The sequence below is a fragment of the Marinobacter confluentis genome (assembly GCF_004785685.1).
Classification (GTDB): Bacteria; Pseudomonadota; Gammaproteobacteria; order Pseudomonadales; family Oleiphilaceae; genus Marinobacter; species Marinobacter confluentis.
Genome location: NZ_SRPF01000001.1, coordinates 51349 through 76599 on the forward strand (window position 1 = coordinate 51349; position 25251 = coordinate 76599).

At 58.5% G+C, this 25251-nt stretch carries 24 protein-coding genes; 19 read left to right on the forward strand and 5 right to left on the reverse strand.

Annotation, left to right across the window (positions count from 1 at the left end):
* The first annotated feature begins 25 nt into the window (after positions 1-25).
* From ffh to ung, 13 genes are all read left to right on the forward strand, one after another.
* On the forward strand, positions 26-1414 hold the full coding sequence (gene ffh, locus E5Q11_RS00260; protein ID WP_135801411.1) for a signal recognition particle protein: 1389 nt from the start codon (positions 26-28) through the stop codon (positions 1412-1414).
* A 153-nt stretch (positions 1415-1567) separates the two neighbouring features.
* The gene (gene rpsP, locus E5Q11_RS00265) at positions 1568-1813 is read left to right on the forward strand and encodes a 30S ribosomal protein S16 (protein WP_135801412.1); all 246 of its coding nucleotides are present in this window, start codon (positions 1568-1570) and stop codon (positions 1811-1813) included.
* 24 nt (positions 1814-1837) lie between these two features.
* Positions 1838-2365, forward strand: coding sequence for a ribosome maturation factor RimM (rimM, locus tag E5Q11_RS00270; protein WP_135801413.1), 528 nt, complete (start codon positions 1838-1840; stop codon positions 2363-2365).
* Positions 2366-2368: 3 nt separating this feature from the next.
* Positions 2369-3127, forward strand: coding sequence for a tRNA (guanosine(37)-N1)-methyltransferase TrmD (gene trmD, locus E5Q11_RS00275; RefSeq protein WP_135801414.1), 759 nt, complete (start codon positions 2369-2371; stop codon positions 3125-3127).
* 24 nt (positions 3128-3151) lie between these two features.
* Entirely contained in the window at positions 3152-3508 is a 357-nt protein-coding gene (gene rplS / locus E5Q11_RS00280; protein ID WP_135801415.1) for a 50S ribosomal protein L19, read from the forward strand.
* 89 nt (positions 3509-3597) lie between these two features.
* A complete protein-coding gene (gene xerD / locus E5Q11_RS00285; protein ID WP_135801416.1) occupies positions 3598-4530 on the forward strand; it encodes a site-specific tyrosine recombinase XerD in 933 nt (310 codons plus the stop codon).
* A 197-nt stretch (positions 4531-4727) separates the two neighbouring features.
* The gene (locus tag E5Q11_RS00290) at positions 4728-5405 is read left to right on the forward strand and encodes a DsbC family protein (RefSeq protein WP_225314995.1); all 678 of its coding nucleotides are present in this window, start codon (positions 4728-4730) and stop codon (positions 5403-5405) included.
* 113 nt (positions 5406-5518) lie between these two features.
* Positions 5519-6823 carry a homoserine dehydrogenase gene (locus E5Q11_RS00295; RefSeq protein ID WP_135801418.1) on the forward strand — a complete coding sequence of 435 codons (1305 nt, stop codon included), beginning with the start codon at positions 5519-5521 and terminating at the stop codon, positions 6821-6823.
* A 59-nt stretch (positions 6824-6882) separates the two neighbouring features.
* A complete protein-coding gene (gene thrC / locus E5Q11_RS00300; protein ID WP_135801419.1) occupies positions 6883-8283 on the forward strand; it encodes a threonine synthase in 1401 nt (466 codons plus the stop codon).
* Between the two features lie 5 nt (positions 8284-8288).
* A complete protein-coding gene (recJ, locus tag E5Q11_RS00305) occupies positions 8289-10022 on the forward strand; it encodes a single-stranded-DNA-specific exonuclease RecJ (RefSeq protein ID WP_135801420.1) in 1734 nt (577 codons plus the stop codon).
* A gap of 124 nt (positions 10023-10146) precedes the next feature.
* Positions 10147-11242 (forward strand): peptide chain release factor 2 gene (gene prfB / locus E5Q11_RS00310; protein ID WP_135801421.1). Its coding sequence is split into 2 segments (ribosomal slippage): positions 10147-10218 and positions 10220-11242, totalling 1095 coding nucleotides; the frame shifts between segments, so codons are not numbered across the junction.
* A 41-nt stretch (positions 11243-11283) separates the two neighbouring features.
* Positions 11284-12822 carry a lysine--tRNA ligase gene (gene lysS / locus E5Q11_RS00315; protein WP_135801422.1) on the forward strand — a complete coding sequence of 513 codons (1539 nt, stop codon included), beginning with the start codon at positions 11284-11286 and terminating at the stop codon, positions 12820-12822.
* A 2-nt stretch (positions 12823-12824) separates the two neighbouring features.
* A complete protein-coding gene (gene ung / locus E5Q11_RS00320) occupies positions 12825-13559 on the forward strand; it encodes a uracil-DNA glycosylase (RefSeq protein ID WP_135801423.1) in 735 nt (244 codons plus the stop codon).
* A 140-nt stretch (positions 13560-13699) separates the two neighbouring features.
* Here the strand turns inward: ung and E5Q11_RS00325 are convergent, their stop codons facing one another.
* From E5Q11_RS00325 to nadB, 5 genes are all read right to left on the reverse strand, one after another.
* The gene (locus E5Q11_RS00325) at positions 13700-14533 is read right to left on the reverse strand and encodes an HDOD domain-containing protein (protein WP_135801424.1); all 834 of its coding nucleotides are present in this window, start codon (positions 14531-14533) and stop codon (positions 13700-13702) included.
* Positions 14534-14639: 106 nt separating this feature from the next.
* Entirely contained in the window at positions 14640-15638 is a 999-nt protein-coding gene (gene ygfZ / locus E5Q11_RS00330; protein WP_135801425.1) for a CAF17-like 4Fe-4S cluster assembly/insertion protein YgfZ, read from the reverse strand.
* 14 nt (positions 15639-15652) lie between these two features.
* Positions 15653-16141 carry a hypothetical protein gene (locus E5Q11_RS00335; protein ID WP_135801426.1) on the reverse strand — a complete coding sequence of 163 codons (489 nt, stop codon included), beginning with the start codon at positions 16139-16141 and terminating at the stop codon, positions 15653-15655.
* The gene (locus E5Q11_RS00340; RefSeq protein WP_135801427.1) at positions 16125-16379 is read right to left on the reverse strand and encodes an FAD assembly factor SdhE; all 255 of its coding nucleotides are present in this window, start codon (positions 16377-16379) and stop codon (positions 16125-16127) included. Before E5Q11_RS00340 ends, E5Q11_RS00335 begins: the two co-directional genes overlap by 17 nt.
* A gap of 57 nt (positions 16380-16436) precedes the next feature.
* Positions 16437-18041, reverse strand: a complete 1605-nt coding sequence (gene nadB, locus E5Q11_RS00345; RefSeq protein ID WP_191964469.1) for an L-aspartate oxidase — start codon at positions 18039-18041, stop codon at positions 16437-16439.
* Positions 18042-18236: 195 nt separating this feature from the next.
* Here nadB and rpoE point away from each other — a divergent pair, with 195 nt between their 5' ends.
* The 6 genes from rpoE to E5Q11_RS00375 all read left to right on the forward strand — a co-directional run bounded on the left by rpoE (position 18237) and on the right by E5Q11_RS00375 (position 25249).
* Positions 18237-18854, forward strand: coding sequence for an RNA polymerase sigma factor RpoE (gene rpoE / locus E5Q11_RS00350; RefSeq protein WP_168215582.1), 618 nt, complete (start codon positions 18237-18239; stop codon positions 18852-18854).
* A gap of 14 nt (positions 18855-18868) precedes the next feature.
* Positions 18869-19396 (forward strand): sigma-E factor negative regulatory protein, encoded by a 528-nt coding sequence (locus tag E5Q11_RS00355; protein ID WP_135801430.1) that lies wholly within the window; start codon positions 18869-18871, stop codon positions 19394-19396.
* On the forward strand, positions 19396-20409 hold the full coding sequence (locus tag E5Q11_RS00360) for a MucB/RseB C-terminal domain-containing protein (RefSeq protein WP_135801431.1): 1014 nt from the start codon (positions 19396-19398) through the stop codon (positions 20407-20409). Before E5Q11_RS00355 ends, E5Q11_RS00360 begins: the two co-directional genes overlap by 1 nt.
* A complete protein-coding gene (locus E5Q11_RS00365; RefSeq protein WP_135801432.1) occupies positions 20406-20879 on the forward strand; it encodes a SoxR reducing system RseC family protein in 474 nt (157 codons plus the stop codon). Before E5Q11_RS00360 ends, E5Q11_RS00365 begins: the two co-directional genes overlap by 4 nt.
* 79 nt (positions 20880-20958) lie before the next feature.
* On the forward strand, positions 20959-22398 hold the full coding sequence (locus tag E5Q11_RS00370; protein ID WP_135801433.1) for a DegQ family serine endoprotease: 1440 nt from the start codon (positions 20959-20961) through the stop codon (positions 22396-22398).
* A gap of 124 nt (positions 22399-22522) precedes the next feature.
* Positions 22523-25249: a bifunctional diguanylate cyclase/phosphodiesterase gene (locus E5Q11_RS00375; protein ID WP_135801434.1), complete on the forward strand. Its 2727-nt coding sequence runs from the start codon at positions 22523-22525 to the stop codon at positions 25247-25249.
* Positions 25250-25251: the final 2 nt, after the last annotated feature.

Genomic DNA, 25251 nt, shown 5'->3' on the forward strand with positions numbered 1-25251 from the left:
ATTTATCCGGGTACGGAAGCACAGCATGTTTGAGAACCTTCAGGACCGACTTTCAGGTAGTCTGCGCAAAATCTCCGGCCAGGCGCGACTGACCGACGACAACATCAAGGAAACCCTGCGTGAAGTGCGCATGGCGTTGCTTGAGGCGGACGTTGCGTTGCCGGTGGTCAAAGCCTTTATAGAAGGTGTCCGGGAGCGGGCGGTGGGCCAGGAGGTTCAGCGCAGCCTGACCCCGGGCCAGGTTTTCGTCAAGGTCGTCCAGCAGGAACTCGAACGGGTAATGGGGGATGGCACAGAATCCCTGAACCTGGCCACCCAGCCGCCGGCGGTCGTCATGATGGCAGGCCTGCAGGGTGCGGGTAAGACCACGACCGTCGCCAAGCTGTCACGGTTTCTGAAAGAGCGGCAGAAAAAATCAGTAATGGTGGTCAGCGCCGACGTATATCGCCCCGCGGCTATTCGTCAGTTGGAGACCCTTGCCGGTGAAGTAGGCGTCGAGTTCTTTCCCAGCTCCGAAGACCAGGACCCGGTAGACATTGCCAATGCCGCCATGGACGCCGCCCGGAAAAAGCACATAGATGTGTTGATTCTCGATACTGCAGGTCGCCTGCATGTCGACGACCAGATGATGGGCGAGATTGGCCGCCTGCATAAGGCCGTTAATCCTATCGAGACCCTGTTCGTGGTCGACGCCATGACAGGCCAGGACGCCGCGAATACCGCCAAGGCCTTTAATGACGCTCTGCCGCTGACCGGTGTGGTGCTGACCAAGACAGACGGCGATGCCCGCGGTGGTGCGGCACTGTCTGTGCGCCACATTACCGGCAAGCCCATCAAATTCCTGGGTGTGGGTGAGAAAACCGACGCCCTCGAGCCCTTCCACCCGGACCGTGTCGCATCAAGGATTCTGGGTATGGGCGATGTGCTTTCTCTTATAGAGGAAGCAGAACGCAAGATTGACCAGAAGAAAGCGCAGAAGCTCACCACCAAGATCAAGAAGGGCAAGAGTTTCGATCTGGAAGATTTCCGCGACCAGCTCCAGCAGATGAAAAGCATGGGCGGTATCGGTGGCCTGATGGACAAGCTGCCGGGCATGGGCCAGATGGCGCAGATGGCCCAGCAGCAGGTTAATGACAAGTCCATGGGCCAGATGGAGGCGATCATCTGCTCCATGACGCCCAAAGAGCGTCGTTACCCGGACGTGATCAACAATTCCCGTAAGCGCCGCATTGCCGGTGGTTCCGGAACCCAGATCCAGGATGTTAACCGCCTGCTGAAGCAGCACAAGCAGATGCAGAAAATGATGAAGAAATTCGGCAAGAAAGGCGGAATGGCTAACATGATGCGCGGTCTTGGCGGTATGATGCCGCCGGGCGGTCCAGGCGGTGGTATGCCACCCCGTGGCCGTATGTAGAAACCGGGACATTTTCCCTGTTTTCTTTGGCGTTGAATTAGCATAGAATAGCGCCCCTTTCGAGTATGGGTCTTCGCGCCAGCCGGGGTTTTTAAACGCCCGGAACGCGTGAATCGTACAAAGTTCGCACAACAGAACAGGATATTGGTCGAAATGGTAATAATCCGTTTGGCTCGTGGTGGCTCCAAGAAGCGCCCGTTCTACCATCTGACAGTTACTGACAGCCGCAAATCACGTGACGGCCGTTTCATCGAGCGCGTCGGCTTTTTCAACCCGGTCGCCCGTGGCCAGGAAGAGCGTCTGCGCATTGATCGTGATCGCATTGATCACTGGGTGAGCCAGGGCGCTCAGACCAGCGAGCGTGTCGCGCAACTGCTGAAAGGCGCTGCAGCCGAGTAAGAAGATTTTTTCCGGGGTTTCGCCATGACTAAGCATTCGCAGGAAACTGTGATTGGTCAGATTACCTCGGTTTTTGGGGTCAAGGGGTGGCTTAAGGTCTTCTCCTATACAGATCCCAAAGAGGGCATTCTGGAATACCGCAACTGGACTCTGGTCCAGAACGGTAATCGGATTGCTGCAAAGCTTGAAGAAGGTCGCCGTCAAGGACAGGGGATCGTCGTCAGGCTCAAGGGTATCGATGATCGTGATCTTGCCCGTTCATACTGCGGCGCAGACATCACGGTACAGACGGCTGAACTGCCCGAGCTGCCGGAAGGCGAGTTCTATTGGCATCAGCTGGAAGGATTGACAGTTTACACGACAGACAACGAGTGCCTGGGTGAAGTTGACCACCTGATCGAAACTGGCTCGAATGATGTTCTGATCGTGCGGGCGACCGACAGGTCGATCGATCAGCGTGAACGCCTGATTCCCTATCTGCCGGACCAGGTGGTCAAGGCTGTATCGCTGGCAGAATCGACGTTGACGGTCGATTGGGACCCGGAGTTTTAACCGGTGTGGATTGGCGCAGTCAGCCTGTTCCCTGAGATGTTCGGTGTAGTAACGGATGTTGGGATAACCGGGAGAGCGGTGCGGGATGGTCTGGTGACCTTCAGTGCCTGGAATCCCAGAGAGTATACCCACGACCGTCACCGAACCGTTGACGACCGACCATACGGTGGCGGACCCGGTATGCTGATGAAGATTCAGCCGCTGCGGGACGCGATTCACGCCGCAAAAGCGGCGGCACCGGGCAAACCCTGCGTGGTCTATCTGTCTCCGCAGGGCGAACCGTTGAATCAGAAGGTGGTGGCGTCACTTGCATCAGAGCAGAGTCTGATTCTGGTTGCTGGCCGCTATGAAGGCGTTGACGAGCGATTGATTTCCGCGGAAGTCGATCGTGAAGTATCGCTCGGTGACTTCGTGTTGTCGGGCGGTGAACTGGCCGCGATGGCAGTTATGGATGCGGTTACACGCCTCATCCCCGGAGCGCTGGGTCATGCGCAGTCAGCGGAGCAGGATTCCTTTGCTGACGGATTGCTGGACTGCCCGCACTATACAAGGCCGGAAGTATACGAAGGTCAGGCGGTGCCAGAGATTTTGTTGGGCGGTCATCATGACCAGATTCGGCGTTGGCGGCTCAAGCAGTCGCTGAGGCGAACCCGGGAGCGACGCCCCGACCTGCTGGAAAAGCGGGTGTTTACGGACGAAGAGCGTGAGCTGCTGGAAGAGATTTTAAACGAACCGGGTGCCTTCGAATCATCAGGGCATTAAAGATTGGGTATCAGGAGCAATACGATGAGCGGTAAAAACAACATCATCAGTCAGATTGAATCAGAGCAGATGACCAAGGAAGTTCCGGCATTTGCACCGGGCGACACCGTGGTTATCCAGGTTCGCGTAACTGAAGGCAACCGTGAGCGTCTGCAGGCGTTCGAAGGCGTTGTGATCGGCAAGCGTAACCGCGGTATGAACTCCTCTTTCACCGTACGGAAAATTTCCTACGGCGTGGGCGTTGAGCGCACTTTCCAGACCTTCTCCAAGCTGATCGACAGCATCAGCGTGAAGCGTCGCGGTGACGTTCGCCAGGCCAAGCTCTACTACCTGCGTGACCTGTCTGGTAAGGCAGCCCGCATCAAGGAAAAGCTGGGCTGAGCCTGTGCCAGTGCCTTTGGCAGTGGACTCAAGCGCAGTTGATGCAGTGATAGAGAAAAGGCAGCCAAAAGCTGCCTTTTCTTTTTTGTATGGCCGATAAGCGCCGAACCCGGGAGGCTGTCCGGGCAGCAGATGCAGCCATTGTTGAGCGCTTCTGCGACGCAATATGGCTGGAAGACGGGCTCGGAGACAAAACCCGCCAGGCGTACCGCAGTGACCTGGAGCGTCTGGCCGCCTGGCTGGTAAAACAGCCCGGACAGCCCCTGTTGACTGGCGTTAGCCGCAGCGACCTTCTGGGGTGGATTTCAAGCGGGCTGGCGGACGGCTTCAAAACCTCCACCGCGGCCCGCCGCCTGTCGGGATTGCGCCGGTTTTACCGCTACCTGTTACGCGAGAAGCTGATCAGCGAAGACCCCACCCTGCGGATTGACAGCCCGCGCCTGCCCCAAAAACTGCCGGATTCGCTCTCGGAAGAAGACGTTGAGCATCTGCTGATGGAGCCCGACACCGGCGTACCCATTGAATTGCGGGACAAGGCCATGATGGAGATTCTGTATGGTTGTGGCCTGCGGGTATCCGAACTGGTCGCGTTGACTGTGGATGAAGTCAACCTGCGTCAGGGCGTTATCCGGATCATTGGTAAAGGCAATAAGGAGCGCCTGGTACCGATGGGTGAAGAGGCAGCGGACTGGTTGATCCGGTACATGCGCCACGGGCGGAGCGAGCTGCTGAAAGGCCGCCCCTGCGATGCGCTTTTTCCCGGAAACCGGCCCCAGGCCATGACCCGCCAGACCTTCTGGCATCGCATTCGGCACTATGCAGCCAGGGCGGGTATCCGCAAGCATCTGTCACCTCATACCCTGAGGCACGCATTTGCCACGCACCTGCTCAATCACGGCGCTGATCTTCGCGTTGTACAGATGTTGCTGGGTCATTCTGATCTGTCGACTACCCAGATATACACCCACGTTGCCCGTCAACGGTTGCAGTCCCTGCATCAATCCCATCATCCAAGAGGATAGACCCCGACTTTGTCAGGCTGGCAAATTCGCGGTGGTCGGGGTATTTTGGCGGCTTGCCAATGAACTTTGGGTGCGCTTTTCTGTCGCAACTCACCGAAACACCCACCAAACGCGGAACTTCGGAAATCCCTATGCCCATGATCAGAACGAACCGGTCCATTTCTCTTTTAATTGCGGCCCTATCCTGCGCCTTCTTTATGACGTCAGCCTCCGCCGACGCCACTGATGACATTGAAGCGAAACTCGCAGAGGCCATTCCCCAGTTGGATATTACGGGCGTGACTGAATCCGAGGTCCCTGGTTTTTACGAGGTATCCAGCAGTAACGGCGGAAATCTTCTGGTGAGCGAAGATGTGCAGTATCTGTTGACCGGGGATGTGCTTAAAGTAACCCCGAACGGTATTGCCAACCTGTCTGAAGAAAAACGGTTGGGTGAGAGGTCCCGGACCCTTGATGAGTTTGGCATGGACGGGATTATTACCTATCCCGCCAAGGGGGAAGAACAGGCGTCCGTGGCAGTATTCACCGACATTGACTGCCCTTACTGCCGCAAGTTTCACAACGAGGTTCCGGAGCTCAACGACATGGGCATCACCGTGCATTACTACGGATTTCCGCGATCGGGCCCGGATACACCCTCGTTTGCCAAGTATGTATCAGTCTGGTGCGCTGACGACCAGCAGGCCGCCATGGACGCCGCCAAGCAGGGTAGAAGTGTTGCCAGCCAGAACTGCGAAAACCCGGTGGATGCCCAGTACCGTCTTGGCCAGCAGGTCGGTGTAACCGGTACGCCAGCCATCGTGACAGAGACCGGCCGGATCATACCCGGCTATCGCCCGGCGAGGCAGATTGCCGAAGCTCTCGGAGTACTCTGACGTCATACACGGGTGCTCTGACACATTGCAGGCACTGACGGGGTTATTCAGGCGCAGATTTACCGTTATACTGTCGCTCGCTTGAACAACCCATCGGGAACAGAGGTGAAGGTTTGAAAGAGGTCAATGTCGGAATCTGCGGATTGGGCACCGTCGGTGGCGGTACATTTAACGTTCTGGAGCGCAACGCAAAGCTCATTACAGGCCGCACCGGAATCAACATCCGGGTTGCCCGGGTTGCCACGCGTACGCCTCGAACCGACATCAATCTGGGCGACATTCCGTTCAGCACCGATGTGTTCGATGTAGTGAATGACGCCTCCATCGATGTGGTTGTAGAACTGATTGGCGGTTACGACACCGCGCGTGAACTTGTGCTGGCCGCGATCGAGAATGGCAAGCACGTGGTTACCGCAAACAAGGCCCTTATTGCTGTTCATGGCAACGAAATCTTCGAGGCCGCCGCGAAGAAAAACGTGATTGTCTCCTACGAAGCGGGCGTTGCTGGCGGTATTCCTGTCATCAAGGCGGTTCGCGAAGGCATGGCGGCAAACCGCGTTGACTGGATTGCCGGCATCATCAACGGCACCGGCAACTATATCCTGACCGAAATGCGCGCTGGCCGTGAGTTTGCCGAGGTTTTGAAGGAAGCCCAGGATCTGGGTTACGCCGAAGCCGACCCGACTTTCGACGTGGAAGGCATCGATGCTGCCCATAAGCTGACCATTCTGGCCTCTGCCGGTTTTGGTGTGCCGCTCCAGTTTGAGAAGGCCTACACCGAAGGCATTTCCGAAATTACTCCTTATGACATCGCCCACGCCGAGGTGCTGGGTTATCGCATCAAGCACCTGGGCATTGCCCGCCGTCGTGAGGGCGGCATTGAGCTGCGGGTTCACCCGACGCTGGTGCCACGCAGCCACCTGATCGCCCAGGTCGACGGCGTGCTGAACGCCGTGCTGGTTGATGGCGATGCCGTTGGCCAGACCATGTATTACGGCCCCGGTGCCGGTGATGAGGCAACCGCTTCCGCAGTAATCGCCGACATCATTGATGCCGCTCGGGCGGTGGCCTCTTCTAGCAATCAGAGAGTTCCCTACCTCGGGTTTGAGCCGGAGGCGATGGAAAACCTGCCGGTGCTGCCGATGGAAGATATCCAGTCCGCCTATTACCTGCGGATCACCGCCATGGACCATCCGGGTGTTCTGGCCAAGATTGCGTCGGTATTGAGCGAGCATGGCATCAACATCGAATCGATCATGCAGAAAGAATCCGAGTTCAAGGATGGGCGCATCCCGGTCATCATCTTGACCCACACAGTTCAGGAGCGTCAGATGAACCGTGCCATCGAGGAACTGGAAGCGCTGAGCGATATTGACGGACGCGTTGTCCGCATCCGCGCGGAAAACTTCGAAGGTTAAGAAGGGTAAGCCCCTAGTTCCGGCAGGCCCCCAGTCCAGAGACCAGAGAGAAAGACAAGGTGAGATACATCAGTACACGGGGCGAATCGCCCTCGCTGGGTTTTGAAGACGTCCTGTTAACAGGGCTTGCCCCGGATGGTGGCCTCTACGTGCCCGAGGCGTTGCCGCATTTCAGTCTGGAAGAAATCCGCAGCTGGCGCGGCCTGTCCTACAGCGAACTGGCCTTCAAGGTGATGCATCCGTTTGTTGAGGATGCCGTGCCCGCTGATGATTTCCGCACCATGCTGGACGAAACCTACGGCGTGTTTGCCCATAAGGCGGTAGCGCCCCTGGTTCAGATCGACACCAACGAATGGGTGTTGGAACTGTTCCGTGGGCCGACCCTGGCCTTCAAGGATTTTGCCCTGCAGTTGCTGGGTCGCCTGCTTGACTATGTGCTTGAGAAACGCCAGCAGCACGTGGTCATTATGGGCGCCACTTCAGGCGACACCGGCTCCGCTGCTATTGAAGGCTGCCGTCGCTGTGAACATGTGGATATCTTTATCCTGCACCCCCACGGACGGGTATCCGAGGTGCAGCGTCGCCAGATGACCACGGTCAAGGGCGACAACATTCACAACATTGCAGTACGCGGTAACTTCGACGACTGCCAGCGCATGGTGAAAGCCAGCTTCAACGACCAGTCCTTCCTGGGCGGCAAAACCCAGCTGGCGGCGGTGAACTCCATCAACTGGGCACGGATCATGGCCCAGATCGTCTATTACTTTCACGCCTCATTGTCGCTCGGGGGGCCGGATCGCAGCATGGCGTTCTCGGTGCCCACCGGTAACTTTGGCGATATCTTTGCCGGCTATCTGGCGCGGAATATGGGCCTTCCCATTTCCCAGTTGGTGATCGCCACCAACCGCAACGACATACTGCACCGCTTCATGAGCGGCAACCGGTATGAGCAGCAGACGCTGGAACATACCCTGTCGCCCAGCATGGACATCATGGTGTCCAGCAACTTCGAGCGCCTGTTGTTTGATCTGCATGGCCGTGACGGTCGGGCGGTGAAAGAACTGCTGGAAAACGCGTCAAAAGGTCCGGTCAGTATTGAAGACTACCGCTGGAAGTCCGCTCGCCGGCTGTTTGACAGCGATGCGGTTGACGACAAGAGCACCACGGACACCATCCGTGAAATCTTCGAACAGAACGAATATCTGCTGGACCCCCACACTGCCATCGGGGTTCGCGCGGCCAGAAACTGCCGCCGGGATTCGTCAGTGCCCATGATCACATTGGGTACGGCCCACCCGGCCAAGTTCCCGGACGCAGTGCTGGAATCCGGCGTCAAAGCATCACCGGAGCTGCCGCTTCACATGGCTGACCTGTTCGAGCGGGAAGAGCAGTACACCGTGCTGGACAACGACCTGCCGACAATCCAGGACTTCATCACCAGGCACTGGAAAAATACCTGACCGGTATGACACCCAAAAAGATCCTGCGTCGCCCCGGTCCGAGCAGCCAGCCGGACTGGGGGCAAAACCTGCCTCCCTTGCTCCGGCGTCTCTATGCCGCCCGTGGCGTTACCTCCGACGATCAACTGAGCTATACCCTCAAGCATCTTGCCTCACCCATGGAGTTACGCGGCATTGATCGCGCTGTGGAATTGCTGGCGAGGGCCATTAATGAAAAGCAGAGCGTGATGATCCTCGGCGATTTCGACGCCGACGGCGCCACCAGCACCGCCGTGGCCATGCTGGGCCTGGGCATGCTGGGTCTGGAGCAGGTCGATTTCCGTGTACCCAGCCGTTTTGCCGATGGCTATGGCCTGACGCCAGGGATCATTCATCGGCTCAAAGAAGAGGGCGCCTTACCGGACCTTCTGGTGACCGTCGATAATGGTATCGCCGCGGTTGAAGGCGTCCGGGCGGCCAAAGAACTGGGCATCAGCGTCGTGGTGACTGACCACCACCTGGCCGGTGAAACCCTTCCGGATGCTGACGCCATCGTCAATCCGAACCAGCCCGGTTGCCCGTTCCTGAGCAAGAACGCGGCGGGTGTTGGCGTGATGTTTTATGTGCTGACGGCGCTGCGCAAATACCTTCGGGAAAAAGACCAGTTGCCTGATCCACAGCCCAACCTCGGCAGTCTGCTGGATCTGGTGGCTCTTGGCACCGTTGCGGACGTGGTGCCCCTGGACCACAACAACCGGATTTTTGTCGAGCAGGGCCTTAGGCGGATTCGCCAGGGCGAGGCGCGGCCGGGCATTCTGGCGCTGCTGGAAGTGGCCGGCCGGGACCACAGCGAAATCAGCTCTACCGACCTTGGTTTTGTGGTTGGCCCGAGGCTGAACGCAGCCGGCCGCCTCGACGACATGAGTGTTGGCATCGCCTGCCTGCTGGCGGACAGCCGGGATGAAGCCATTCGCCTTGCCCGGGAACTGGACACCTTCAACCGTGAACGCCGCACCATCGAAAAAGACATGAAAGCCCAGGCCCAGGACCTGCTGGCGTCAATGTCCCTGGATCTGGAAGGGCTGCCCTGGGGTTTGGCCCTGTTCGACACCGATTGGCACCAGGGCGTGATTGGCATCCTGGCCGCCAGAATCCGCGAGCAGACTCACCGCCCGACCATTGCCTTCGCCCCGGACGACAATGGCCTCGACATCAAAGGCTCCGCCCGTTCCATCCCCGGCCTTCACATCCGCGATGTGCTGGCGGTGGTGGATTCCCGCCATCCGGGCATGATGAAAAAATTCGGAGGCCACGCTATGGCGGCGGGTATGACCCTGCTGCGCGATGACCTGAATGCCTTCAGCGAAGCCTTCGACAGGGCAGTGCGAGATACGCTTCGGGCCGAAGACCTGGAAGCGGCCATCACCACCGACGGACCGCTGAACAGCGACGAACTCCACCTGGACACCGCCGCGCTACTCAAACGCGCAGGCCCCTGGGGTCAACATTTCCCGGAGCCGCTGTTTGACGGCAACTTCCGCGTTGTCAGCCAGCGCATCGTCGGCGAAAACCACCTGAAACTGGTGCTGCAACCGGAAGACGGCGGCAGTATCATCGACGGCATCGCCTTCAACACCGGCCCGGAAGTTCCCGACTACACCCGCACCGGTGCCCGGGTTGTCTACAAACCCGACGCCAATACCTTTCGTGGGCGGACCAACCTGCAGTTGCTGATTGATTATCTTGAGCCTCTGGGATAGCCGGCCTGCTCGATCGGTGCTTGCATCAGAGTAGAAACCGCCGGCTGATTTAATAACCAATTTCCGGTAGAATCCGGCGTCTGTTTTTGATCGCATCCATTTCCTGCTAGCGAGTAAGCAATTCATGGAAATTAATCCCATTGTTACGAAGATAAAAGACCTTCGTGAGCGCACAGAAGCGCTCAGGGGGTATCTTTGACTACGATCTGCGAAGTGAAAGGCTGACCGAAGTCGAACGTGAACTGGAAGTACCCTCGGTTTGGGAAGATCCTGACCGCGCCCAGGCGCTGGGCAAAGAGCGTTCCGATCTTGAACTGATTGTCCGCACCATCGACAACCTCACCTCCGGCGTCAACGACGCCGAAAGCCTGCTGGAAATGGCCGCCGAGGAAGAGGACGAAGGTACCGTCGCCGAGATCGAAGCCGACCTTGAAGGTCTGGACAACGAGCTGGAAAAACTCGAATTCCGCCGTATGTTCTCCGGCGAGATGGACGCTAACAACGCCTATATGGACATCCAGGCCGGCTCCGGTGGCACCGAAGCCCAGGACTGGGCCAATATGCTGTTGCGCATGTACCTGCGATGGGCCGAGCGTCGAGGTTTCAAATCCGAGATTGTCGAACTTCAGGAAGGTGACGTGGCCGGCATCAAAAGCGCCACTATTCATATTCAGGGCGATTATGCCTATGGCTGGCTGCGTACAGAAACCGGCGTACATCGCCTGGTTCGTAAATCGCCATTTGATTCCGGTAACCGTCGCCACACGTCTTTCTCATCGGTGTTCGTATCGCCGGAAGTGGACGACAGCTTTGAGATCAACATTGATCCCTCTGATCTTCGGGTCGATGTTTACCGCGCCTCCGGCGCCGGTGGTCAGCACGTTAACCGGACCGAGTCAGCCGTGCGCCTGACCCACAACCCCACCGGAATCGTGGTGGCGTGTCAGGCTGGCCGAAGCCAGCACCAGAACAAAGACCAGGCCATGAAGCAGCTGAAGGCGAAGCTGTATGAACGTGAGATGCAGGAGCGCAACGCCGCCAAACAGCTGGCAGAGGACGCCAAGGCCGACATTGGCTGGGGCAGCCAGATCCGTTCTTATGTGCTGGATGATGGTCGCATCAAGGACCTGCGAACCAAGGTCGAGACCAGCAGTACCCAGAACGTTCTGGATGGCGACATCGACAAGTTTATCGAAGCCAGCCTGAAAATGGCGCTGTGAAGCCCGGACAACCCTCTATAACCCCGATTTAGTGAGCCAACATGACTGAGCACACCCACAACGCACCGCACGAGGACAACAAGCTGATTGCCGAGCGCCGCGCCAAACTGTCGGACATGCGCGAGCAGGGCAACGCCTTCCCTAACGATTTTCGTCGAGACGCCTCAGCTGCCGAGCTGCAGGAAAAATATGGCGACAAAACCAAGGAAGAGCTGGCTGAGATGGGCGTTCAGGTGGCGGTTGCCGGGCGCATGATGCTCGACCGCAAAGCGTTCAAAGTGGTGCAGGACATGACTGGCCGCATCCAGATCTACGCCACCAAGGATGTGCAGAAGGACACCAAACACTGGGATCTGGGGGATATCGTCGGGGTGCGCGGCATTCTGTGCAAGTCCGGCAAGGGCGACCTGTACGTGACCATGGACGAGTACGTGCTGCTGACCAAATCCCTACGCCCGCTGCCGGAAAAGCACAAGGGCCTGACCGATACCGAAGCCCGCTACCGCCACCGCTATGTCGACCTGATGGTGAACGAGGACAGCCGCCGGGTGTTCTTTGCGCGATCCAAAATCATCAACACCATGCGCCAGTACTTCACCGATCGGGACTTCATGGAAGTGGAAACCCCCATGCTGCAGGTCATCCCCGGCGGCGCCACGGCACGGCCCTTCGTGACCCATCACAACGCTCTGGGTATGGACATGTACCTGCGCATCGCGCCAGAGCTGTTCCTCAAGCGCCTGGTCGTTGGCGGCTTTGAGCGGGTGTTCGAAATCAACCGCAATTTCCGCAACGAAGGCCTGTCCACCCGGCACAACCCGGAATTCACCATGGTGGAGTTCTACCAGGCCTACGCCGATTACAACGACCTGATGGACCTGACCGAAGACATGCTGCGCACCATCGCCCAGAAAGTCCTCGGCACCACCACTGTGGTTAACACCCGGACCCTGGCCAGCGGCGAAGAGGAATCGATCGAATACGATTTCGGCAAGCCTTTCGAGCGTCTGACCGTGGTCGATGCCATTCTGCGTCACAACCCGGACATCCGCGCCGAGCAGCTGGCCGACGACGCCAGCGCCCGCAAGGTCGCGAAAGAACTTGGCATCAACCTGAAAGCCAGCTGGGGCCTGGGCAAGGTCCAGATCGAAATCTTCGAAGCCACGGCCGAGCACCGCCTGCTGCAGCCCACCTTCATCACCGATTACCCGAAGGAAGTGTCGCCACTGGCCCGCTGCAAGGACAACGACCCATTTGTCACTGAACGGTTTGAATTCTTCGTCGGCGGCCGCGAAATCGCCAACGGCTTCTCGGAGCTGAACGACGCCGAAGACCAGGCCGAACGCTTCCGTGAACAGGTGGCTGAAAAAGACGCTGGCGACGACGAAGCCATGTTCTACGACGAAGACTACGTCATGGCTCTGGAATACGGCTTGCCGCCCACTGCAGGCGAGGGCATCGGCATCGACCGCCTGGCGATGCTGCTGACCGACAGCCCGTCTATACGCGACGTCATCCTGTTCCCCGCCATGCGTCCGGAACACAAGGCTGACCACGGCAAGGGCAAAGAGGCACAATAACCGTGCACCCGGCAGAAGAACTGGCCAGCCACCTCCGCCCCGGACGTGGCTGGCTGGAACAACTGGGCGAAGAATTCGACAAGCCCTACCTGGTGATGCTGGCGGAATTCCTCGCCGCCGAAGAAGCCGCCGGCAAAACTCTATTCCCGCCTCGGCGCTTCGTATTCAATGCGTTGAACAGCACGCCCCTGGAAAACGTATCAGTGGTGATCCTGGGCCAGGACCCATACCACGGCCCCGGCCAGGCCCACGGGCTGTCGTTCTCCGTGCGGCCCTACGTTCCCAAACCGCCGTCCTTGCTCAACATCTTCAAAGAACTCCAGGACGACCTGGCTATCAAGCCACCGGATCACGGTTGTTTACAGACCTGGGCAGAACAGGGCGTCTTGCTGTTGAATACAGTCCTGACGGTCGTACAGGGTCAGGCCGGCGCCCACCAGGGGCAGGGGTGGGAAGCATTCACCGACCAGGTGATCGAACTGGTTAACCGGGAACGTGTAGGCGTGGTATTTATCCTCTGGGGCAGCCACGCTCGCAAGAAAGGTAGAAACATAGACCGCAACCGTCACTTGGTGCTGGAAGGCCCACACCCATCACCGCTCAGCGCCTATCGCGGTTTTTTCGGCAGTAAGCCTTTTTCAAAAGCGAACAATTGGCTGGAACAGAAAGGTAGTGATCAAATCGATTGGTCGTTGCCATCGAAAGAAAATCTGTTGGGGCGCTACGGAAAAGCGTGAGCTTCGGCTAGTGGGGCTGGCTCCCGAAACCGTGCGGAGCCATGGATGGCGGAGCCCGAGCGTACAGGGAAGTATTTACAGCGTGTTTTGGGAGCCAGCCCCACTAGCCGGAGCCGCCCCCAATGCCACAAAACCAAACTCTATTGCAGTAAAGCCATAGCAGCTTCCATCTGCGCATTCAGATCCTCTTCCTCATTCATATCCATCTCCGGATCCAGCCCCAACCGCCCAAACGCAGAAATCGACTGACGATCAATCTCATTCCACGGATGCTTAGTCCCCGCAATCAACTGGAGATTGGCAATCATCACCAGATCCGCATAATCCGCAGCCGGCACCTCACGCTGGAAATTCGCAAACTCCAGTGGGACATTCTGCAGATCTTTCGGAAAATCCCACTTTTTGAGGATGGCGGCGCCAATCGGCGGATGCAGTTCGTCAATCACATTGTCCAGCATGATGCTGCTGATCTGGATATCACTGTCTTCCACATAACGCAGAATCGGTAACACGCCAATCAGGTGAACAAGGCCCGCCAGGGTGGCCTGATCCGGCTTCAGCTTGGTGTAATGCTGTGCCAGCACATGGCATACGCCGGCCACTTCCGTACTCGTCTGCCAGGTGGCCCGCAGGCGCTTGTCGATCATATCCGAGGTGGCCTGGAACATCTGCTCCATCGCGAGGCCCATCGCCAGATTGCTGGTATAGGCCATGCCCAGCCGGCTCACCGCCATGTTCAGGTTCTCAATGGCGCGGCTGCCGCGGAATAGCGGGCTGTTACACACCCGGATTATGCGGGCTGATAGCGCGGTGTCGTTGCTGATGACTTTGACAAGATCAACAATCGCCGAGTCTTCATTCTCAGCGATTTCCCGCACCTGCAAGGCTGCCTCCGGCAAGGTCGGCAAAACCAGTTTGTCGTTTTCGATGGCGTTGGTCAGATCGGCTTTTATGGTTTCAACGATATTCGACATGGTCAGTCACAGTCCGCGCATTGTTTTAGGCCGGATCCCAGCGTGGGGAAGTAGGTTCTGGTTGTACAGTCAGTTATAGCAAACTTTCAGGATTCTTCCTGTGATCTTATGTATCAGACGAGGCTGCCTGTTCGCGCTCGGGAACCGCATAGGGCAGGGAAAGCTTCGTTAGCCGTATTTCAGGCGCCGGTTTCAGGCCCAGTTCTGAATCCGCCGCATCATGGCGTACCACGGCAAGGCACTGGTAACTGCCATCGGCCAGTTGCACCGAATTAACAATATCGCCCACGCTGCGGTCACCGTTAACCAGGGGCATGCCCGGTACCGGTGGCTGATCGCTGGCGGGGCATGCGAAACGGAACAGACTCTTCTTCAACTGACCCAGGAAGTGCATCCGGGCAATGACCTCCTGACCGGTGTAGCAGCCCTTCTTGAAATGCACACCGCCAAGATGCTGCCAGTTCAGCATCTGAGGCACAAAGCCTTCCCGTGTCTCAGGGCAGAGTGATGGTACGCCGGCGGCAATTTCCGATGCCTGCCAGGTTGCCAGATTTTCCTCGTCAAGCGAATTCAGGGCATTGGTGGTATCCGCCTGCAGTTGGCCGGTCTGCCAGAGCTCAAAACGTGCTACCCCCTCGGCAGTGCCCATGGTACGCACCAGAAAGCCACCGTCGACCGCCAGGGTATCCCCCGGTGAAGGAATTCTTCCGGCTGCGTTGTCAGCGACTTTACCGGCAGCGGATTCGCCCAATAACCCGATGATATGCGCTTCGGTGTCTGGCTCCATGGACGTGCCCCTGAACAGCATCAGGTATTTGCGAAGGTGAGCGATGGTCTCGTCGGCCAGTGATTCGGGCAGCGCCATCAGTACATCCTCGCCATCCCTGACCATTCGGGTCAGACAGTAGGCGCGACCCTTGGGTGAACAGGCCGCCGCCCTGGGTGAGGAATGGGCATTCACATCGGCAATCTGCTGGCTGAACTGGCCTTGCAGAAATTTGTCCGTTCCCGGACCGGATACCCGCACAATGACCTGATCAGTAACTGCAATGCGGGCGGTGTCGGGGAATGGGTAGGTGGCGGCCAGATTTTCCGGATCAGACATGGCATTCTCCTGAACTAATGATTGTGCCGACGTTGCTCGCTGGAAGGACCCAGGCGCAACCAGGCTCTGAGCTGGCGGTGCTGGTCTGCCGGGACGTTGCCCAGGCTCCCACTATCTCCACAGTCAGCGCGATCGGCCCAGAGTAACACCGTTGAAGGTCTATTGGTGGTGTCCGAAGGCATCAGTTTCAAGATGGCCAGACGCGGATAAAGTCGGCTGCTCGGGTCTGCCCTCACCGGGTATTTCTGGCCGTTGCGATGCTGCAGCTGTAACTGGTCAACATTGACGGTCAGGCGGACAACTGAACGTTGCAGGCCAAGACGACCGTTGAGCTTCCATTGATAGATCCCACCGGCCAGCGCCAAAGGAATCAGCGCCAGAAACCAGAGGCTGTAGGTCAGGGCAAGGATCAGATTGAACATGCCCAGGCCCGCCCAGGGCAGGGCGACCAGGCATCCGACCCCGGCGCTGGGCCGGATAGCCAGATCAATCCGGCTGGACACGACTCAGAATGATATCAACGATGCGCTGGAGGTCCGGGTCTGCAGGTTTGCTGCGCTGCATGAACCATTCGAACATGTCGTTGTCTTCGCAGGTAATCAGCTTTTCATAGCGTGCCTGGTCTTCCGCCGGCAGGTCACGATAGGCGTTTTCCAGGAAGGGGATCAGCAGTACGTCCAGTTCAAGCATACCCCGGCGGCTGTGCCACCACAGGCGATTGAATTCGGCATTATCAGACATGAAGCCTCTCGTTGAAACGGTAGATGTTCGGTGACGGTTCGCCCGGCTGCCTGCCGGTCAGGGCGCCGGTCTGCGATAGGTTGTGGGAGTCAATACGGTGTCTTTTGCTTCATGGAGCAGTCCCGGGAAATCCAGTGTGTAATGCAGGCCCCGGCTTTCCCGCCGCTGGAGTGCGGAACAGATGATCAGGTCGGCAACAGTGACCAGGTTCCGCAGTTCAAGCAGGTCATTGGTCACCCGATAATTGCTGTAGAACTCGCCGATCTCCCGCTCCAGCAGGTCAATGCGGTGCTTTGCACGCTGCAGGCGTTTGGTGGTCCGCACGATACCGACATAGTCCCACATAAAGTGCCGCAGCTCATCCCAGTTGTGGGAAATTACCACGTCTTCGTCGGAATCCCGAACCTGGCTTTCGTCCCAGTCCGGCGCCAGGGGCGGCGGTGGAATATCAGATTCACGGCGGGCAATGTCAGCGGCGGCGGCGCGGCCGTAGACCAGGCATTCCAGCAGCGAATTGCTGGCCATGCGGTTGGCACCATGCAGGCCGGTGAACGCCGCTTCGCCCACCACGTAAAGCTGATTGATATCGGTTCTGGCCCGCTCATCGCTGAGTATGCCGCCGCAGGTATAGTGTGCCGCAGGCACTACCGGAATTGGCTCTCTGGAAATATCAATGCCGAAGGTCAGGCACTTTTCATAAATGGTAGGGAAGTGGTGTCTGATGAAATCCAGGGACTGGTGGCTGATGTCCAGATACAGGTGGTCGGCACCCAGGCGCTTCATTTCATGGTCGATGGCGCGGGCGACGATATCCCGGGGGGCAAGCTCCGCGCGGTCGTCAAAGCGGTCCATGAATCGTTCACCATCTGGAAGTCTCAGCACGCCGCCTTCGCCACGCACCGCTTCGGTAATCAGGAAAGACTTGGCGTGTGGGTGGTAAAGGCAGGTGGGATGAAACTGGTTGAATTCCATGTTGCCCACCCGGCAACCGGCGCGCCAGGCCATGGCAATACCGTCACCGGAGGCGCCGTCCGGATTGGTGGTATACCGGTAGGCCTTACTGGCGCCGCCCGTGGCGATGATGGTGAACCGGGCGCGGAAGAGCTCAACGTGATTATCTTCAAGGTTAAGGACATAGGCGCCGATGCAGGCATTGCCGGGCAGGGCCAGTTTGCGGTTGGTGATCAGGTCCACCGCAACGCGACGTGACATCAGATGAATGTTTTTACGGGCCAGCGCCTGGGAGGCAAGCGTGGTCGAGACCGCATGACCCGTGGCATCAGCCGCATGAATGATGCGACGATGACTGTGGCCGCCTTCACGGGTCAGATGATACTGGGCCTGGTCGTCGCGGCTGAAATCGACGCCGCTGTCGATCAGCCAGTCGATGCTCTCTCTGCCATGCTCAACGGTGTAGCGCACGGCGTCTTCATGGCAGAGTCCGCCACCTGCTTTTAAGGTGTCGGACACATGGTTTTCCAGCGAGTCTTCATCGTCCAGAACGGCGGCGATGCCGCCCTGGGCCCAGAGGGTCGCGCCACTGCTGATGTCGCCTTTGCTAATGACCGCGATCTGGAGGTGTTCTGGCAGATTCAGGGCAACAGTTAGACCAGCGGCGCCGCTGCCAATGATCAGAACATCGAATTCGTGGGATTGTGGCATCAGGTTGTTATCGCGGGTCATAATGTGGTTGTGTATTGAACTAAACTTTGCGCTTGCTGTCTATTTGGCCGAACGGGAAGCCCCGAGTTTCGGGGCCTTAAACAGAACCGGATGTCGGACAAGCGCATGATTTCTCCCAGTCACAGTGATTCGGGCCTTAAGGCCGAACCCCATCGGAGGCCCGGCGCCACGTCCATGACAGCGGATTCTGAACGATACAAAGACGATCACAGCCAGAGCCAGACGGACCTTCAACTGGTCCGGAAGGTGCGCCATGGTGACCGGTCTGCCTTCGATCTGCTCGTCGTCAAATACCAGTCGAGGGTGGCGTCAATCATAGGGCGCTATGTGTACGATCACCAGGAGGTGATGGACCTGACCCAGGAGACCTTCGTCAAGGCGTTCCGGGCCATCGAGCGGTTCCGCGGTGACAGTGCTTTTTACACCTGGTTGTATCGGATTGCAGTGAACACGGCGAAGAACTTCCTTGAGTCCCGGGCCCGCCGGCCACAGGGGGGCGCTGACTCAGCCGATGCCGAGAACTTTGAAGATGGCTTCCGGTTGCGGGATGATGCGTCCCCGGACCGGCTTTTACATCGGGACCAGTTGCAACGGGAGCTTGAAGCGGCCATTGCCTCGTTACCGGAAGAACTGCGGTCAGCGTTTCTTCTGCGGGAGTACGATGGCCTGAGTTATGACGATATTGCAGGGATACTCGAGTGCCCCATCGGCACCGTGAGATCCAGAATTTTCCGGGCCCGGGAGTCGGTTGACCGGCATCTCGGCCCCTTACTGAACGATGCGCGGACTTGAAGAGGTTGCATCCCATGGATGATCGGCTCAAAGAAACCCTGTCAGCAATGATGGACGACGAAGCGGATGAACTGTCCGTTCGCCGGCTGCTGTCCCAGGAAGGGCAGGACGAGGTGCGTGTACAGTTCCAGCGCTGGCAGCAGATGCGTGACCTGATCCAGCAACGGCACCCGGCAGTTGACTCGATTGACGTGAGTGAAAGCGTGCGTGACCAGCTTGACGGGCATGAGCGGGTGTCGAGCCCGGGGGCCAGCGCCATGCCACCTATGCAGAAACGATGGCAGTGGCCCGCCGTTGCCATGATGGCGCTGGCACTGGTGGTTGGCTTCAGCGCTGGTACCGGTTGGGACCCCAGCCCGACCCAAATGGAGCAGCAGGCGGCCGCAGGCATTCCGGAACTGGCCATTCAGGGGCTGGATGAAGAGCAACAGGAACAACTCAGCCGCTACCTGTTGCAGCACGCGCAGCACAACAGCTTCGGCGCGGGGCACGCCTCAATGGGCTATGCGCGGGCGGTCAGTGCCTCAGGGTCGGGTTACTGATGGCTGTGTTGCGCGCGGCACGGCTGGTGATCGTCTGGCTGTTTGCGACTTTCAGTCTGGTTATGGCTCCTACTGCCCTGGCCGCCGAAAAGTCCGAAGACGACCCCGGCTACTGGCTGGAACGCCTTGAGCCAGCGTTGACCCGAACATCCTACATGGGGGTATTTGTTTACGCGCGGGGCGATCAGGTCAGCTCCATGCAGGTTGCCCACCGCTATCGCAACGGAATGGTTGAAGAGCGGCTGGTAATGCAGGATGGCCAGATTGGCGAAATAGTGCGCAGAGGCATGGATGTGGTCTGTGTATTGCCCAGGCACGGCCGGATGGAACTGAATGCGGCCATACCCTCCGGGCCTTTCGCCGAGGCATTCACCAATCAGTTGGTGCCAGTTGACCGCTGGTATCAGCCCGAGATTATCGGGGACGACCGGATTGCCGGGCACGATGTGGTCCGGCTGGCTCTGAACGCCAGAGACTCCTTGCGCTACAGTCACCAACTGTGGCTTGAGCGTTCCACCGGCCTGCCCCTGAAAGGCAAGGTGCTGTCAGATTCTGGCGAAACGCTCGAGTATTTCCATTTCACCAGCCTCACCATCAGCGACAGCCTGCCGGATGAAGAATTCATGGTTCAGTCTGAAGGCAGGGAGGTGTCCAGAACGCTGGCGCCGCAAAGTTCCGCCACGCCCGACCAGAGCATGGAAGGCTGGACACTGGGCTGGCGCCCAGACGGTTTCCAGCCCGCCGCCGCGCCCCGTTCCGGCAGTGGCAAGGCAGTGGCGTTTTCAGATGGCCTGGCGTCTTTCTCGGTTTTTGTGGACACCGCTACCGGCGTGGGAATGCCCTCGGGCACGTCGCGGATCGGTGCAACCACCGTCTATATGCGGAAACTGGAAAAAGGCGATGAGGGCTTCCTGGTGACCGTGGTGGGTGAAATTCCCCTGGAGACCGCGCTGAAAGTTGCAGAGTCCGTCGAAATTGAAGACTCCGCTGTGCTGGGAGCGGTTCTTCCATGATCACTGAAACCGGCCGCGTGGTCGCTATCAAGGGAAACATGGCCTGGGTGCAGACGATTCGTGCCAGCGCCTGCGAATCCTGTTCGGCCCGAAGTGGCTGTGGCCAGCGGGTGCTTGCCAGCGCCTCCAGTGGCCGGGCAAATCAGGTTCTGGTCACCAATGACCTTGAGGCGTCAGTTGGCGACGAGGTCACCGTGGCCATTGATGAATCAGCGCTGCTATCGGCGTCGCTGCTTGTGTACGCCTTGCCATTGCTGTTGATGGTTCTGGGTGCGGTCACAGGTCAACAGTGGTTGCCAGCCGGCGACGCCGGAGCCATTGCCGGGGCCTTGTCTGGTCTGGCGGCAGGGTTCTTTCTGACACGGGTTATTCAGTCACGCCCGGGTAAGCAGTACGAGCCCAGGCTGGTCAGGGTTCTACCGTCCGGTGGTGCTATCCCCGGTTCAGCGCGGGTTCCGGCGTCAAGATGAACGTTTGTTAAGATCGTTGAAAATCCGCTGACTGACCGCACAATAAAGGCGGACAGTTGAGCTTAAACGGGAGTCTGGAATGCAGAAAATCAACCCTTTTCGACAGTCGGCCCTCTGGCTGGCTTTTGTGTTTGCGGTGTTTGCGCACTCGGTGTCGGCCAGGGAGCTGCCCGATTTCACTGAGCTGGTAGAAGACAACTCGGCGGCTGTGGTCAACATCAGTACCACCACAGAACGGAAAGCCCCTGGTGGCGGCGCTTATGGCAGCCCGTTCGACCAGCGCCAGTTTGAACAGTTACCGGAATTCTTTCAGGATTTTTTTCGCGGCCCCCAGTCTCCCTTCGGTGGTGCCCCGGGCGGCCAGCCGCCGCGTCAGTCCATGGGTTCAGGGTTTATTGTGTCCAGTGACGGTTATGTGCTGACCAACAACCATGTTGTTGAAGGCGCAGACGAGATCATCGTTCGCCTGAACGACCGTCGCGAGCTGCCGGCCCGTCTTGTAGGCACCGACCCCCGTTCTGATATGGCGGTGCTCAAGATTGAGGACGGCGACGACCTGCCAGTGGTGCAGATCGGTCGGTCACGGGACCTGAAGGTCGGTGAGTGGGTGCTGGCCATCGGCTCGCCCTTCGGTTTCGACTACACCGTCACAGCGGGTATTGTCAGCGCGCTTGGTCGTTCCCTGCCTTCGGAAAACTACGTTCCGTTTATCCAGACCGACGTTGCCATCAACCCGGGCAACTCCGGAGGCCCTCTGTTCAATCTGGATGGCGAAGTCATCGGTATCAACTCTCAGATCTACACCCGGTCAGGGGGCTTTATGGGCGTGTCTTTTGCCATTCCCATTGATGATGCCATGAACGTGTTCCGCCAGCTTCGCGACGAGGGGTCGGTGTCCCGCGGATGGCTTGGCGTGCTGATCCAGGAAGTGAACCGGGATCTTGCTGAATCCTTTGGTCTTAAGCGCCCCCGCGGTGCCCTGGTGGCTGAGGTTATGGCTGGTTCGCCGGCCGAGGATGCCGGCCTTCAGTCTGGTGACATCGTGTTGCAGTACGAAGGTGAGGATGTCGCTCTGTCGTCGGACCTGCCGCCGATGGTTGGCCGAACACCGGTTGGGGAAACGGCTTCGCTGCAAGTGCTGCGTGGCGGCAAGACGATCAACGTGGATGTGGAGATCGGACGCCTGCCGGAGGACGGCCAGGCCCGAGCGTCATCGCCAGCCGAGAGGGGCAGTCCTTCCTCGTCAGCGCCCCTGGGCCTGAGCGTTGAGCCTCTGCCCAGTGAAATAGCAGACGCATGGGATCTATCTTCCGGCGGCGTTCTGGTGACCAACGTTGCCCCCGGCCCTGCCCGGGAGGCAGGTATCCGGCCTGATGACGTTATCACCGAGCTGAACCGTCAGCCGATAGGTTCCCTGGATGATTTTGCGGATGTGGTGGAATCTCTTCCTGAGGACAGCGCGGTTTCCGTGAGGGTGATTCGCCAGGGTAGAGCAAGCTATTTCGTCATGAAGCCCTGATTATCAGGGTCAGGAAGGTTCCATGAAGCCCCCGTCACTGTTGATGGAAACGACAGTGGCGGGGGCTTTTGTTATACTGGGTGCCGAATAAAAAAACCGTGTTCAGGGAACGGACCCAGCAGTCATGATGAACAGAAAGGAATTGCCTCTAAGGACGCTTCTCAGACCCCGTTATTCGTGGCTGGCATGGCTGCTGCTGGTTGCCGCTCTGATTGTCACCTTTCTGCTCTGGCAGGTTTCTATCCGCCTGGTTGAAGACCGCACCCAGGCCCGCTTCAGAACCCAGTCACTCCAGCTCAAGACCGCCATCGATGAACGTTTGCTGAATTATGAGCAGGTACTTGCGGGCAGTGCCGGCCTGTTTGCTGTCGCCGGAGATGTCAGCCGTGACGAATGGCGTGAATACATCGACAACGTGGACATCAACCGCTACTACCCAGGCATTCAGGGCATTGGTTATGTCAGGCGTGTTGGTGTACGGCAGATGGCAGACCACATAGCGTCGACCCGGCGAAACGGTATCCTCAATTACCTTGTTACGCCTCTGGGCAGCGGGCCGGACTATTATCCGATGGTGTATCTTGAGCCAGGAACCGAGCGCAACCAGAAGGCGCTCGGTTACGATCCATTCAGTGACCCGGTTCATAGGGTTGCAATGGAGGCCGCCCGTGATGATGCCAGGCCAAAAGTGACTGGTAAGGTGGTTCTGGTTCAGGAAGAAGTGGCCGAGGATCAGGCCAGTTTTCTGATGTATTACCCGGTATTCCAGGGTGGCGAAGCCCCGGAAAGCCGGCTAGAGCGCAAGATGATGCTGTCTGGCTATGTATTCAGTGCCTTTCGCATGAACACTCTGCTGGATGGCATTGTGGGCCTGATTTCGCCGTTTCTGGACGTAAAAATCTACGACGACGGTGTGATTTCCCGGGAGTCGCTGATGTACGGCTCGAATCTGGGCTCTCTGGACGAAGACTTCAATTTTGAAATGAGCCAGACCATCTCTCTGGGTGGCCGGGACTGGTTATTGCAGACGCGGTCTACCCCGGCTTTCGATTATCTGGCCGCTGACCCGCGACCGCCGATTGTGCTGGCGTCCGGCATTATCATCAGCCTGTTGCTGTTCGGTTTCGTCCTCACGCTGACCCGGGGGCGGATCATGGCCCAGAGCAGTGCTGGCCGCTACCGCGCCATTACCGAAGGTGCAGCCAATGTCACCCTGGTTCTGGGGAGGGATGGCCGACTGCAATACGCCAGCCCGTCCAGTCAGGATATCCTGGGTTTCGATCCGGTGCGGGTGCATGACCTGGGCCTCAAGCCGCAGGTGCATGAAGATGACTGGGCCGCTCTGAAAAGCCGCTTTCTAGAGGCCCTGAAGTCGCCAGGAAAACAGATGCCGGTGGTTCCCCTCAGGGTTCGGGATGCCGGTGGTCACTGGCGCCAGATGGAAGGTACTTTTACATCCATGCTGAAAGTGCCAGGCGTCAGGGGTGTTGTGCTCAGCCTTCGTGACCTTACCCAGCTCAAGGCTGCCCAGTCCGAACTGCACCGGCTGGCGTTCTACGACCCGCTGACCGGGCTGGCCAACCGCCAGCTTTTTCGCGACCGGCTGAATCATGTGGTGCATCGCAGCAAGCGCAACCAGGAATCCGCTGCACTGATGTTTCTGGACCTGGACGGCTTCAAAAGGATCAACGACACCCTGGGCCATGATGCCGGTGATGAACTGCTCACGCTGGTGGCCGAGTGGTTGACTGGCTGTGTGAGGGAAGACGATTCCGTAGCCCGACTCGGCGGCGATGAGTTTGTTGTGCTGCTGTCGCGGATCAGCGGCCCGGATGCCGCGGGCCGAGTGGCGGAGACTATTCTTCGACGGCTCTGCCAGCGGGTGCGGTTGAATGACCACGAAGTCGGGGTGACGGTCAGTATCGGTATCACCATGATCCCCCACGACAGCGAAGACACTGGCACGCTGATGAAGTATGCCGATCTCGCGATGTACCGGGCCAAGGAAAAGGGCCGTAACGGCTACCAGTTCTTCACGCCGGCGATGAATGCCCAGGCGGCCCGCCGCCTGATTCAACAGGAAGAGCTATCGGCTGCCCTGGAAGACGACCGCTTTGTGCTGCACTACCAGCCCAAGATTGAACTGGCGACCCAGCGGGTGATTGGTGTGGAAGCGTTTCTGCGCTGGCATCATCCGGAAAAGGGCCTGGTGAGTGCCCAGCAGTTTATCGGGCTGGCCGAAGAAACCGGGCTGATTATCCGCCTTGGCGAAATTGCTCTGCGCCAGGCCTGTATTCAGGTGCAGGCCCTGGAGCGGGCCGGGTTCGAATCACTGAAGATGGCGGTGAACCTGTCGGTGAAGCAGTTGATGGATTCGGGTTTTCTGGACATGGTGCGCCAGGTGATCACCGAAACCGGAGTTTCTCCTGAGCAGCTTGAGCTGGAAATGCCCGCAGAGCTGCTCAACGAGGACCCTCGCCAGGTCCAGGACCTGCTGGTATCCCTCCATGATATGGGCGTCTGTCTGATACTGGATGATTTCGGTACCGGTGCCTGTTCGCTGGTATCACTGCAGCAACTGCCGCTGGACGTGATCAAGATCGACCACCGATTTATTCGGGACATTCCCTACAATGTCAGTGCCACGGATGTTGCGTCAGCGGTGATTGCGCTGGCCCGCAAGCTCCACCTGACCGTGGTTGCCGAAGGTGTGGAAACGCCCCAGCAACTGGATTTTCTTCACAGTGCCGGTTGCGCCCAGTGCCAGGGCAATCTGTTCAGCTATCCGCTGGATGAGGATGCACTGATTGGCTTCCTGGTTCGACAGTACGAAAGCCCCCTGATGTCCTGATC

Bases quoted from the DNA above. Each gene is read 5' to 3' on its own strand.
- lysS (WP_135801422.1), top strand. From the start codon at position 11,284: ATGACTGAGCACACCCACAACGCACCGCACGAGGACAACAAGCTGATT.
- rplS (WP_135801415.1), top strand. From the start codon at position 3,152: ATGAGCGGTAAAAACAACATCATCAGTCAGATTGAATCAGAGCAGATG.
- nadB (WP_191964469.1), bottom strand. From the start codon at position 18,041: ATGCCACAATCCCACGAATTCGATGTTCTGATCATTGGCAGCGGCGCC.
- E5Q11_RS00370 (WP_135801433.1), top strand. From the start codon at position 20,959: ATGCAGAAAATCAACCCTTTTCGACAGTCGGCCCTCTGGCTGGCTTTT.
- ygfZ (WP_135801425.1), bottom strand. From the start codon at position 15,638: ATGTCTGATCCGGAAAATCTGGCCGCCACCTACCCATTCCCCGACACC.
- E5Q11_RS00290 (WP_225314995.1), top strand. From the start codon at position 4,728: ATGACGTCAGCCTCCGCCGACGCCACTGATGACATTGAAGCGAAACTC.
- E5Q11_RS00340 (WP_135801427.1), bottom strand. From the start codon at position 16,379: ATGTCTGATAATGCCGAATTCAATCGCCTGTGGTGGCACAGCCGCCGG.
- xerD (WP_135801416.1), top strand. From the start codon at position 3,598: ATGGCCGATAAGCGCCGAACCCGGGAGGCTGTCCGGGCAGCAGATGCA.
- ffh (WP_135801411.1), top strand. From the start codon at position 26: ATGTTTGAGAACCTTCAGGACCGACTTTCAGGTAGTCTGCGCAAAATC.
- E5Q11_RS00325 (WP_135801424.1), bottom strand. From the start codon at position 14,533: ATGTCGAATATCGTTGAAACCATAAAAGCCGATCTGACCAACGCCATC.
- E5Q11_RS00375 (WP_135801434.1), top strand. From the start codon at position 22,523: ATGATGAACAGAAAGGAATTGCCTCTAAGGACGCTTCTCAGACCCCGT.
- rpoE (WP_168215582.1), top strand. From the start codon at position 18,237: ATGACAGCGGATTCTGAACGATACAAAGACGATCACAGCCAGAGCCAG.
- E5Q11_RS00360 (WP_135801431.1), top strand. From the start codon at position 19,396: ATGGCTGTGTTGCGCGCGGCACGGCTGGTGATCGTCTGGCTGTTTGCG.
- E5Q11_RS00365 (WP_135801432.1), top strand. From the start codon at position 20,406: ATGATCACTGAAACCGGCCGCGTGGTCGCTATCAAGGGAAACATGGCC.
- rpsP (WP_135801412.1), top strand. From the start codon at position 1,568: ATGGTAATAATCCGTTTGGCTCGTGGTGGCTCCAAGAAGCGCCCGTTC.
- E5Q11_RS00355 (WP_135801430.1), top strand. From the start codon at position 18,869: ATGGATGATCGGCTCAAAGAAACCCTGTCAGCAATGATGGACGACGAA.
- rimM (WP_135801413.1), top strand. From the start codon at position 1,838: ATGACTAAGCATTCGCAGGAAACTGTGATTGGTCAGATTACCTCGGTT.
- recJ (WP_135801420.1), top strand. From the start codon at position 8,289: ATGACACCCAAAAAGATCCTGCGTCGCCCCGGTCCGAGCAGCCAGCCG.